Source organism: Rhizobium sp. Root1204 (assembly GCF_001424965.1).
In the GTDB taxonomy this organism is placed as follows: domain Bacteria; phylum Pseudomonadota; class Alphaproteobacteria; order Rhizobiales; family Rhizobiaceae; genus Pararhizobium.
The window spans coordinates 26,067-38,295 of sequence record NZ_LMCZ01000043.1 but is presented as its reverse complement, the minus strand read 5'-3'; the positions used below and the strand labels follow the sequence as shown (position 1 = coordinate 38,295).

At 59.7% G+C, this 12,229-nt stretch carries 9 protein-coding genes; 7 read left to right on the top strand and 2 right to left on the bottom strand.

What is annotated here, in order from left to right; all coding sequences use genetic code 11:
- Positions 1-4 precede the first annotated feature (4 nt).
- The 5 genes from ASC96_RS29600 to ASC96_RS29580 all read left to right on the top strand — a co-directional run bounded on the left by ASC96_RS29600 (position 5) and on the right by ASC96_RS29580 (position 4,876).
- Positions 5-610 (top strand): dimethylamine monooxygenase subunit DmmA family protein, encoded by a 606-nt coding sequence (locus tag ASC96_RS29600; protein ID WP_060506646.1) that lies wholly within the window; start codon positions 5-7, stop codon positions 608-610.
- Entirely contained in the window at positions 607-1,572 is a 966-nt protein-coding gene (locus ASC96_RS29595) for a PDR/VanB family oxidoreductase (RefSeq protein ID WP_060506645.1), read from the top strand. The genes ASC96_RS29600 and ASC96_RS29595 overlap by 4 nt, the downstream gene beginning before the upstream one ends.
- A gap of 18 nt (positions 1,573-1,590) precedes the next feature.
- Positions 1,591-2,631, top strand: a complete 1,041-nt coding sequence (locus tag ASC96_RS29590) for a DUF3445 domain-containing protein (protein WP_060506644.1) — start codon at positions 1,591-1,593, stop codon at positions 2,629-2,631.
- Positions 2,632-2,814: 183 nt separating this feature from the next.
- Positions 2,815-4,152, top strand: coding sequence for an NAD(P)/FAD-dependent oxidoreductase (locus ASC96_RS29585; protein ID WP_060506643.1), 1,338 nt, complete (start codon positions 2,815-2,817; stop codon positions 4,150-4,152).
- A 124-nt stretch (positions 4,153-4,276) separates the two neighbouring features.
- Positions 4,277-4,876, top strand: coding sequence for a PAS domain-containing protein (locus ASC96_RS29580; RefSeq protein WP_060506642.1), 600 nt, complete (start codon positions 4,277-4,279; stop codon positions 4,874-4,876).
- Positions 4,877-4,885: 9 nt separating this feature from the next.
- Here the strand turns inward: ASC96_RS29580 and ASC96_RS29575 are convergent, their stop codons facing one another.
- Entirely contained in the window at positions 4,886-7,222 is a 2,337-nt protein-coding gene (locus tag ASC96_RS29575) for an aminomethyltransferase family protein (RefSeq protein WP_244482384.1), read from the bottom strand.
- A 326-nt stretch (positions 7,223-7,548) separates the two neighbouring features.
- On the opposite strand from ASC96_RS29575, the gene ASC96_RS29570 reads away from it, so the two are divergent.
- Both ASC96_RS29570 and ASC96_RS29565 read left to right on the top strand, forming a co-directional pair.
- Positions 7,549-9,336: an APC family permease gene (locus ASC96_RS29570; RefSeq protein WP_060506640.1), complete on the top strand. Its 1,788-nt coding sequence runs from the start codon at positions 7,549-7,551 to the stop codon at positions 9,334-9,336.
- Positions 9,337-9,501: 165 nt separating this feature from the next.
- Positions 9,502-10,158 (top strand): sulfite oxidase-like oxidoreductase, encoded by a 657-nt coding sequence (locus ASC96_RS29565; RefSeq protein WP_060506639.1) that lies wholly within the window; start codon positions 9,502-9,504, stop codon positions 10,156-10,158.
- 3 nt (positions 10,159-10,161) lie between these two features.
- On the opposite strand, the gene ASC96_RS29560 is transcribed toward ASC96_RS29565, so the two are convergent.
- Positions 10,162-12,135: an adenylate/guanylate cyclase domain-containing protein gene (locus tag ASC96_RS29560; RefSeq protein WP_060506638.1), complete on the bottom strand. Its 1,974-nt coding sequence runs from the start codon at positions 12,133-12,135 to the stop codon at positions 10,162-10,164.
- Positions 12,136-12,229: the final 94 nt, after the last annotated feature.

Here is a 12,229-nt window from a genome sequence, read left to right as displayed (position 1 = left end):
CGCCATGCTCGTACAAGGGATCAAAAGCCGGCCGGAATACAAGGGGCTCGACATCGATCCCCACGCCAAACGTCACCTCTTCGTCCTCGAGGGCGAAGGGGCAGCGGCCCTCACCGCTCAGGTGGAACTGAAAGACACGGATTTTCTGGCCAAATCAGAAATTCTCTATCTCGCCGCAGGCGCTGCGCCGAAAGCGTACGACGTAGTCCTCTCGGCTCTGTCACCCGATGTCTTCTGGCAGGCCCCAACACTTCAGCCGCTGTTGTTTCGCCTGCGCGCCTGTCTTGAGCAGGCGCAGATGGGAACGCGGCTCTACATCGCCGGTACCGAAGGCTTCATTGGCCAGATCATGCAGGTAGCGCTGGAATTCGGCATCGATTTCAACTCGATCCATACCGAGCATCGCGGCTCGACAGCACGGCGCGTCCAGTGTGTCCACTGCAAGGGCATCACCGATAATGTGACGACCAGCCCGTTCGCCTGCACCCATTGCGGCCTGCCGCTGCTGGTGCGCGATCATTACTCCCGGCGTCTCGGCGCGTTCCAGGGCGTCAATATCGATGCGGAAGAACCGGGGACGGCGCCTGCGCCGGAGGAGATGTTCCCATGAGCCTCAACACCGATATGCCGGTCAGGGTCGCTGCGGTGACGCAGGTGACCGATCTGGTCAAGCGTTTCCGCTTCGAGCGATTGGACGGACATCCAATGCCGTTCTTCTCCGGCGGCGCCCATGTCGTCGTCTCGATGAACGACAACGGCCTTTTGCGCCGCAATCCCTATTCGCTGATGTCGAATCCCGACGACAACAGCGCCTATGAAATCAGCGTTCTCCGCGTGCCGAATTCGCGCGGCGGCTCGATCTTCATGCACGAACAGGTCCGGCCCGGCGATCAATTGACCGTCAGCCAACCGGTCAATCTGTTCGCGCCGGATCATCGCGGCCGCAAGCACATTCTCTTTGCCGGCGGCATCGGCATCACGCCGTTCATCGCCATGATGGAACAGTTCAGCCGCGACAACATCGCGTTTGAACTGCACTACGCCATCCGCTCCCGTTCGCACGGCGCCTATTGGCAGCAATTGCTGGATCGCTACGGCCCGCGCCGGATCAAGATCTATGTCGACGAGGAGAAGTCCTTCATCCCGGTCGCCGAAATCGCCGACAATCAGCCGCTTGGAACGCATCTCTATGTCTGCGGCCCCGCTGGGATGATCGACGGCGTGCTGATGACCGCGCTGAAAGCAGGATGGCCGAAGGAAAACCTGCATTCGGAACGTTTCCTGGCGCCGCCGACTGGTCTGCCGTTCCAGGTCTTCCTGGAAAAATCCAACATCCACATGACTGTCGGCGAGCACCAGAGCATCCTGGAAGCGGCCGAAGCGCATGGCTGCGACGCTCCCTACATGTGCCGTGGCGGCGCCTGTGGCCAGTGTGAGACTGAAGTCTCCTCCTGCGACGGCAAGCTGCAGCACAACGACATCTACCTGTCGGACGAGGAAAAGGCGTCTGGCAAGAAGGTCATGATCTGCGTCTCGCGGTTCAAGGGCCAGCAACTCGTTCTTCAACTCTAGCTCAAGGGGACCGGACAGATGACCATCACGTTCAGGAGCGAAACGTTCCGCGACGACTTCACCTTCCGTAACAGCCTCTACAATATCAGGCGTTTCCCCTTCCCCTTCGACCGCGACGAATACATGTATTCGGTCAACATGGAGCCGCATATCCGCGGCAAGGCGGACAGCGTCTTTGAAAACCTGATCGACGTCGACGAGCACTATGTTGCCGAGATGCAGGACCGGGCGATGGTCTTGAAGGAAGATCCGCTGCGCTGCCAGGCCTTGCCGCATATGATGGCGGCGCAATGGGATGTGCTGGAGCTTTTGATGGAGCATCAGGCACAGGATTATCCCGAGCACTTCACGCTGGAGAAGAACGGTGACCGCTGGCGCTGGATCAACCGGCCGATGGGTATCGACGACACCTTTACGTTCGGCGATCCATCGACCTTGCCCTATCCGCCGATGGAATATATCACCCGGCAGGCCCAGGGCGATTTCTGCATCGTCGACCAGCGCGACAACAATCTCTGGATGGATGCCGGCATGGTCACCACCCAGGCCGACTGGTCGCTTGATTTCGACATCGGCATGAACTTCATGGAATGGCATGGGCCGGTGCCGCTCGCCCACCAGATCGGCGTGTTCGACCGGGCGCTGAAGTTCCTCTTGAACCTGCAACAGGGAAAGCCGACCCGCCGCCTCAATTGGACGATGACGGTCAATCCGCGGCTCGATACCTCCCCGGAAAACTACCACAAATGGGGACCAGACCGCACGACGGTGACACCGGAAAACGTCGGCGAAAAGATGCATCTGCGCGTCGAATTGCAGAGCCTCTGGCGCCTGCCACGCTCCAACGCCATCCTCTTCGTCATCCGCTGCTACCTGATCAGCCTCGACGAACTGGTGACCGTCCCCAAATGGGGCCGCCGCCTGCCGCGTGTGCTCAAAAGCCTGCCACCGGAAATCGTCGACTACAAGGGCCTGACCCGCAACCGCCCGATCATGATCGACTGGCTGGCGAAATATGACGATGGGGCGCCGACCAGTGCAGGGATTTATCCGGATTGAGATTTAAGGCCCCTCCCCAACCCTCCCCACAAGGGGGAGGGAGTTAACACGGCATGCGGCCGCTCCATCGTCACAGGATAATGAGGGCGAGGCACACGCGATCTGCTCCCTCCCCCTTGTGGGGAGGGTTGGGGAGGGGTTCTTCACAAAGCACACAACGACATAAAAAGGGAACAAACAGACATGACCAGAGTAGCCGTGATCGGCGCAGGACCTTCGGGCCTTGCCCAGTTGAGAGCCTTCCAGTCCGCCGCCCAGAAGGGCGCAGAAATCCCCGAAATCGTCTGCTTCGAAAAACAGGCCGACTGGGGCGGCCTTTGGAACTACACCTGGCGCACCGGGCTTGATGAATATGGCGAGCCGGTTCATGGCAGCATGTACCGCTATCTCTGGTCGAACGGTCCGAAGGAATGCCTGGAATTCGCCGACTACTCGTTCGAGGAGCATTTCGGCAAGCCGATCGGCTCCTACCCGCCCCGCGCCGTGCTCTGGGACTATATCAAGGGCCGTGTCGAAAAGGCCGATGTGCGCAAATGGGTGCGCTTCTCCACGCCGGTGCGCATGGTCCGTTTCGATGAGGAATCCAAGACCTTTACCGTCACCGCACACGACCGCGTCAACGACGTCATGTATGACGAGATCTTCGATTATGTCGTCGTCGCCTCCGGCCATTTCTCCACGCCGAACGTCCCCTATTTCGAAGGTGTGAAAACCTTTGGCGGCCGCGTCCTGCATGCCCATGATTTCCGCGATGCTTTGGAATTCAAGGACAAGGACGTGCTGATCGTCGGCCGCTCCTATTCGGCCGAGGATATCGGCTCGCAATGCTGGAAATACGGCGCGAAATCGGTGACCACCAGCTATCGCTCCAAGCCGATGGGCTTCAAGTGGCCGGAGCGTTTCGAAGAGCGGCCTCTGTTGCAAAAGCTCGTCAACAAGACGGCGCATTTTGCCGATGGCTCGACCAAGGAGGTCGATGCACTGATCCTGTGCACCGGTTATCTCCACCACTTCCCGTTCCTGCCCGACGACCTGCGCCTGAAGACCGCCAACCGCCTGTGGTCGGACAGCCTCTACAAGGGCGTCGTCTACGAGGACAATCCGCAGCTGATGTATATCGGCATGCAGGACCAGTTCTACACCTTCAACATGTTCGACGCCCAGGCCTGGTATGCCCGCGATGTGATTATGAACCGCATCAAGCTGCCGCCGAAGGCGGAGATGCAGGCGCATTTCGACAAATGGCGCGCCCGCGAGGAAACGCTCGAGGATGCCGAACAGATGATCTGGTTCCAGGGCGATTACGTCATCGAGCTTCTCGAAGACACCGATTATCCCAAGTTCGATGTCGAAGGCACCAACCAGACCTTCATGGAATGGGAGCATCACAAGGCCGAAAACATCATGGGCTTCCGCGACAACGCCTACAAATCGCTGATGACCGGCACCATGGCACCGAAGCACCATACGCCCTGGCTGGAAGCCATGGACGACACGCTGGAAGTCTATCTCAAGAACTGACCGCGTTTCCCCGATAATGGAGCCGGAGGCCAATTGATGGCCTTCGGCTTTCCGATGTCAGATTGCCGGAATTTCAAGAATAAGTTCACCTGCCCTTTCCTCCTCCAGCATCACCGGATCAGCCATGGATTTTCTGAGCAGTGTTCTCGGCCGCATGAACGGGTTTCTGTACCGATGCCGGGCCGACGAACACTATACGATGCTGGATATGACCGACGGCATCCAGCGTATCTTCGGCTACAAGGCGGACGAAATCGTCGGCAATCGCGTGCGTACCTTCACGTCGATCATGTGCGAAGACGATGTTCCGGCCATGGATGCCGTGGTCGGCAAAGCGCTGGAAAACCGTACCGACTGGACGCTCGAATACCGCATCCGCCACAACAGCGGTCACCTCATCTGGGTTACGGAAACCGGCGGCGGCGTCTGGGACACAAACGGCGAATTGCTCTATCTCGAAGGCAGCATCGTCAACATCGAATCCCTCTACCAGCGCATCGACGAACAGACCGCCGACATGCGCGCGACCGCCTCGCGGACGGCCGAAATCCTGCATTCCCTGCGCTACCTGAAACTGCTTGCCGTCAATGCCGGTATCGAAGCCGCCCGTGCCGGTACAGCCGGTGCCGGCTTTGCCGTTCTCGCCTCGGAAATGCGCACCCTCGCCAACGATTCCGAAGCCGTCGCCCGGCAGATCGCAACGGCCCAAGGGAAATCGAGCTGAACCGCGGCGTTACGACCGCGGCTTGAGCTTCTGCGGATCATAATGCGCAAACGGCACGATCTTCGCCGGTAGCCGCTTCTGCTGGCCATCCAGCTTGCCGATCTCGACATCCGTGCCAATCTCTGAATGCAGCACATCCATCCGCGCCAGCGCGATCGTCTTTTTCAGAAGCGGCGAGCGGGTTGCACTGGTAACGACGCCAACCTGCGCGCGGCCGATATGCACGGTATCGCCATGGCCAACGGCGTCATTGGCATCGATATCGAGCCCGACCAGCTTGTAGCGCGGGTTTTCTTTGCGCTTGATCAGCGCGTCACGCCCGATGAAATCCTCGGTCTTTGATTTCAACGGCACGGTGAAGCCGATACCGGCCTCGAACGGGTCGGTTTGATCGGAGAAATCATAATGGGCAAATACCAGCCCGGCCTCGATGCGTACCATGTCGAGCGCCTCCAGACCCATCGGCTTCAAGCCATGTTTCTGCCCGGCCTCCCAGACCGCGTCGAAGACGGCGAGCGCATCCTTCGGATGACAGAAGATTTCATAGCCGAGTTCGCCGGTATAGCCGGTGCGCGAGACAACGACCGGAGCGCCCTCGAAATGGCCGATGCGGCCGACGGCAAAGCGGAACCATTCAAGCTCGCCGATCGATGGCTGCGAGGGTGCCGTCCAGATGATTTCCTTGATAAGGTCGCGACTATTCGGCCCCTGGACAGCGAGATTATGCATCTGGTCGGTGGAAGAGCGCACCCAGGCCTTGTAGCCCTTCTTTTCCGCCTGCTCGCGCAGCCAGATGCCGCTGACATCGTCGCCGCCGATCCAGCGGAAATTGTTATCGCCCAACCGGAATACAGTACCGTCGTCGATCATGCCGCCATTCTCGTAGCACATCGCCGTATAGACGACTTGGCCCGGCGACAGTTTGCGGATATCGCGCGTGACGCAATATTGCAGCAGAGCCTCCGCATCCGGGCCGGTCACCTCGAATTTCCGAAGCGGCGACAGGTCCATCACCACCGCCTTCTCGCGGCAGGCCCAGTATTCCTCGATCGGTCCTTCGTTGTTGAAGCGGTTCGGCAGCCAGTAGCCGCGATATTCGGTATGGTTGCGCGTCAGTGCCGACAAGCGCGGATGGAAGGCGGTTTCCTGGGTCATTTCTGGCTCTGCATCGGGGGTCATTCGGATGGCGACGGCGCGGGCGAATTTCTCCTTGTCCGCATAGGTGCGGACATGGATATCGGTCGGGTTCCAGGCATTGGCCGCATCGATATCGTCGGGACAGGACGAGGAGACGCAGACCAGATCGGTCAGCGCCCGCATCAGCACATAATCGCCCGGCCGCGACCACGGTTCGTCAAGATAGAGCTGGTTGTGGTGGTCGACATTGGTGTTGTAGAAATAATTGAGCGCTTCCCAGCCCTTGCGCGGTGCAATGCCATAGGGCGCCAGCGCATGGTTGAAGTTATCGGTGCAATTGACATGCCCCGGATAGCCCATATCGTCGTAATAGCGTGAATTGCAGGCGGTCGCGAAGGCGTCATGACGCCCAACCGTATCCTGCACGATCTCCACCAGCGGCTCAAAATCCCGGTCGAACGCCTTCGACGGCAGACCCGGCGTCGGATAGCTGCGGCCAAGCAGCGTCCGGGTCACTGTCGCGTCGAGCGCCAGATCCAGCCCCTTGTCGACCTTGCGGGCCGAAAACGCCTGGAAATCGGTGCATTGCCGGCCGGAAACGTCGATGACCTGAATGAACTCGCCGGCGCGCACGAAATAGGCCGACGCTCTTGCCGCCTGGATGCGCAGGTCCTGGATCGGATCGGCCATCGGTTCCGGCAGCATCTCTTCATAGGTACGCTCGATTTTGGAGCGGTTCACGCGCAGTTCGAGCGCCGTTGCGGTATTCTGCGCCTCGGCGTCCATCGCCGGTGCCGGGGCAGCGACGATCAGCAATCCATCAAGGACAAGGGTCAATTCCGCCACGGCCCCGGGTGACGAGCTTTCGCCAAACAGGACCAGCGCCTGCGCCCCGGCAGGATCGACATTGCGCCGTTTCAAAGCCCCCAGCGTTCGCCGCGCACTCTCCTCGTCCCGAGCAAGGATTTCCTGAAGTCCATGGGCAGGCTGCGAAAACGCAACCCCGAGACCGGCCGCATTGAAACGCCCTGCGGCATCAATGAAGCTCACCTCGCACAACTGGCCGCCCTCGATATCCTTGATGCTGATCCGGTCACCGGCCATCACCTTGACCGCGGTCGTGCCGCGTCCCTTGACCCGGTAACGCTCGACGCCAGGCGCAAGCGCCGGAATACCCGGACGCAGAATCGTACTGGGCCGCGGCGGCATCAAGGTGCCGGCAAATCGTCCGGAATCAATCATCTCAGCTCCCACCCGAAGGCACAGTCGGTTCAGCGATCTATAAGCGCCACGTTATGCACCGGCAATATGGCCAAACTATCCTATGGGAGCCCTTGGAAAGTAAAGAGAGACTTGACCGAGAAGAAAAAAAATTCACTATGAAGATAACTGCGGTCACGAGTTTCAGTGACGGGAACGGTGAATGACACTGCTCAATGCAGGCTTCGCCAAGCAATAAAAACCGCAGCCAGCATCATCAATAAAGGGGACGCGCCACGCGCGCTTGAAGACAAAACTGGTCGAGGAGACTGTTTATGGCATCTATCGTTGAGACCGACGGGTCGACCGCTGCCTCGGGCACCGGGCTGATCCGCGCGCTGGACTGGAAAGGGGCATTCTGGGTTGCTGCCGGCGTACCGCCGCTGGTGCTCTTCTCCATCGGCGGCATTGCCGGCACGACGGGCAAACTCGCCTTCGTCGTCTGGATCATTTCCATGGTCATGGGCTTCCTGCAGTCCTTCACCTATGCCGAAATCGCCGGCATGTTCGGCAACAAATCCGGCGGCGCATCGATCTATGGCGCCACCGCCTGGCTGCGTTATTCGAAATTCATCGCGCCACTATCGGTGTGGTGCAACTGGTTCGCCTGGTCACCGGTTCTGTCGCTCGGCTGCGCCATCGCGGCGGGCTATATCCTGAATGCTCTGTTCCCCATTCCCGGCGCCGGTAGCCCGGCGGTGATGGAATGGATCAGCGCCAACATGGCAACGCTGACGGCCGAAAGCCCGCGCGTCGCGGAATGGCTGGCTGCCAATGCCGGCAAGACACCGCAGGACGCCATCTCGGCCCTGTTGTCGACCGATGCCATCGCCGCCCTCACCCCGGCGATCCGCAACTGGTCGCTGATCACCTTCGATATTCCCTTCCTCGCCAAGGCAAACCTCAACGCCACCTTCGTCATTGGTGGTATCCTGATGCTGATCATCTTTGCGATCCAGCATCGCGGCATCCAGGGAACGGCCAGTGTCCAGAAATGGCTTGCCATCATCGTTCTCTTGCCGCTGCTGCTCATCGGCCTCTATCCCATCTTCTCCGGCCAGATCGACAGCGCCAATATCACCAATCTCGTGCCGCCGACGGCCGGTTATTCCGGTATCGACGGCGTCTGGAGCAATGGCGGCTGGACACTGTTCCTCGGCGGCCTCTATATCGCCGCCTGGTCGACTTATGGGTTCGAAACGGCCGTCTGCTATACCCGTGAACTAAAGAACCCGAAGACTGACACGTTCAAGGCCATCTTCTACTCCGGCCTGCTCTGCTGCCTGTTTTTCTTCCTCATCCCATTCACCTTCCAGGGCGTTCTTGGCCATGCGGGCATGCTCGCACCTGGCATCGTTGATGGAACAGGTGTTGCGGAAGCCCTGGCAAGCCTCGTCCATGGCGGCCAGATCATCACGCAGATCCTCGTTCTCCTAATGATCATGGCCCTGTTCCTCGCCATCATGACCGCGATGGCGGGTTCGTCGCGCACCCTCTACCAGGGGTCCAAGGACGGCTGGCTGCCAAAGTACCTCGATCACGTCAACGAGCACGGCGCTCCGACCCGCGCCATGTGGACCGACTTCGGCTTCAACCTGATCCTGCTTGCGATCGCCTCCGACGTGGCCGGCTACTTCTTTGTGCTGGCGGTCTCCAATGTCGGCTACATCATCTTCAACTTCCTCAACCTCAATGCCGGCTGGATCCACCGCATGGACTCCAGCCACATCCCGCGCCCCTGGAAGGCACCGACCTGGCTGATCGGTCTCAATACGGTTCTCGCCTTCGTCAACGCGCTGTTCCTCGGCGCCGGTGCCAAGGTCTGGGGTTACTCTAACGCGCTGTGGGTTGGCTTCATCTTCGCCGCCCTCATCCTGCCGGTCTTTGCCTATCGCCACTTCGTCCGTGACGGCGGCAAGTTCCCTGCAGGGGCAATGGAAGATCTGGGGCTCGTTGGCCAGGATCTCGGCGTCAAGAAAGCCGGCATCCTGCCCTATGTTGCCCTTGCAGCAGGCCTTGCCGTCGTGCTGTTCGCCAACGCCTACTTCCAGCTTCCGGCCTGACCGGATTGAAAGAGGCTAACAAAGGCCGCGCATCGAAAGATGCGCGGCCTTCGTCGTTTCGAAATACGCCGGTGCTTGTGCCGCCCGCTTGACACGCTTCCAGATTGAAACTGTACTTCCACCATGCGACGCCATCCGGCAGGGTGCAAACTGCGAGGTCCGATCATGACCGATGAAACCGTGGAAACAAAACTGACGGCCTCCAAGCGGCGTTGGGCCGAACAAGGCAAGTTTCTGGCCGGCAGGATAACCCGCCCGGAAACCGGCCGCCTGCCACCGGGCCAGCATCTGGTCACCAACTGGCCGGTGCTTGATCTCGGCCAGCAACCGCGTATCCAGGAGGCGGAATGGACGCTGCAGATCGTCGGCGGCGTCGAGAATCCTGTCAAACTCGATTGGGACACGTTCCGGCGGCTACCACAAAGCCGTAAGCAGTCGGACATTCATTGCGTGACGACATGGTCGCGCTACGACAGTCGTTGGGAAGGTGTTTCGACCCACGATCTGCTCGATCTGGTCATGCCTAGACCGGAGGCCAATTTCGTCATGCTGACCGGCTATGACGGCTATACCACCAACCTGCCGCTTGCCGATTTCGCCTCCGAAGACGGAATTCTCGCAACGGCCTGGGAAGGCGAACCGCTGACACGCAATCATGGCGGCCCGGTGCGCCTCGTCATCCCGCATCTCTACTTCTGGAAAAGCGCCAAATGGCTGCGCCGCATTGAATTCCTGGTAGGCGATCAGGCCGGCTTCTGGGAGAAGAACGGCTACCACATGCTTGGCGATCCCTGGCGCGAGCAACGCTACTCGGACGATTGATCGTCAGCTTTGTAGCGCGACTTGCGTCTGCAGACAGTCCGCTTCGGTTTTCTCACCCACAACCTCGAACAACTGCAGCGCCGTCGCCCTGCCTTTTACTTGCGCCTCCCCCAGCGGACGAAAGACAATCGTATTGTCGCACAAGGCGACGACAGCACTGCTGGCAAGAATTGTCGTGCCATAGACCTTGTTCATGCCTTCGAGACGTGACGCGACGTTCACGGTATCGCCCATCGCGGTATATTGCAGCCGCTCTTTGGCGCCGACACTCCCCACAACCGCCGCGCCTGTATGAATGCCAAAGCGGGTGCGCAATTCCGGCAGGCCTCGCGCCTTCAGATCAGCATTGAATACCCTGAGTTTTCGTTCCACCGCCAGCGCACAGCGGCAGGCGTTTTCCGCATGGCGCTCATCGGCAACCGGCGCGTTCCACATGGCAAAGACCGAGTCCCCGAGAAACTGGATGATCTCGCCCCCATGCTCGCCGACAGTCTCGTTGAAGATGTCGAAATAGTCGGAGAGTAGCGCCACCACCTCCTCCGGCATGCGTTGCTCGCTGAGCGTGGTGAAGTCGTAGATATCGGTAAACCAGGCCGTCACCTCCTGGCGTCGCGCGCTGCGGCCAGCAAACTGCCCGGATTCGATGCCCTTGCGCACCAGTTCTTTCGGCACATAGAGCGCGAAGGTGAAGATCGCATCGCGCGCCCGGTTCATTGCCCGGCCAAGTGTCGAGATTTCGGTGACGTGTGAAAACACGTTGCTTGGAGCCGTGAAATCGAGATCCTGCAACCGCTTGGCGTTAGCGGTCAGCTGGCTCAGCGATTGTGTAACCAGCCGCGCCAGGAAGAGCGCCGCAAGCAGTCCCAGAACGACAATGGCAGCCGCGATGGCAAGCCCCTGATAGAGGTTGCGGTTGGCGGTCGCGGTCAGTTCGTCGAGCGGGGCCGCCACCACGGTCCGGTGCCCGGCAAGCAGCAAAACGGATTTTACCGAGGTCGCCATGATGATGTAGGTGCGGCCGTTGATATCCGCGAAGCTTACCCCGTTGCCTGTTGGAAGGTTGGCCTTGATGCCTGAAAGCAGCGGATCGAGAGGCTTGGCAACATCCGTTTCCCCCTTTTCCTTCACCGTTGTCATGCGGGCCATCAGTCCGCGATCGGAATGCATGATCAGCTTTCCACCGGCGTCCATCACGAAGGCGACCGTTTCCGCGGTCAGGCGTTCACGCGCCATGAATTCGGTGATTGTGCCAAGATCGATATCCGCGCCAATGACAATACCGCCATTACCGTGATGTGCCTGTGAAATGGTCATCCCCAGAGCGCCTGTTGTCACCATCGTATACGGCCCGATCGCAGCTGGCCTCGTGCCATTGACTGCAGCCTGATACCAGGGGCGTTTTCTTGGATCGAAACCGGTAGTCAGGAGGCGCCGCTCCAGCATCTGATTGCCGTCTTTGTCGAGGAAGATCAGCCGGTTGCTGCGCTCACCCGTCGGCTCTGTTTGCATGGAGCGAACCGCAATCGCCGCGGTTTCCGGCGCATCGAGCGCTCTGCGCCACGCCGGGGCGCTCAGGTCGACGGCCTGGATGAACTCCCCGTCGGGATAGCCGGCATAAATGCCATCCAGATTGGTCGATTGAGCAATGATTTCGCGCAGCAGTTTGATCTTGTCGCTCATGCGCTCGGGCGGCGGCACGAGAAAGGAATTGGCGATCGAAGCAGTGAACCCCACGAGCGCCGTCGTCCTGCCGGAAAGAATACCCAACCGGTCGATCAAACGCTCGGAAAAGGCCCGCATGTCCGCCTCGGCATTGATCAATGCGGAATCGCGCGCCCGCACATAGCCAAGGGTGATAAGCGTACCCGAAACGGCGATCAGCAGGGCTGCCATGGCAAGCCCCAAAAGCGATCTCAGCGGCTTGGTCCAGACCGTCGGCCGGCCTTTTGCGGCAGGCTCTACCGTTACTTCCGACATGCTTTGCCTCTGACCCCTAATACGCCAATAAAATCCAAAACTTGAAGTTGAACGCAGACTATCAGCCGGTGGTAATTTCGTACAGGAAAACCAT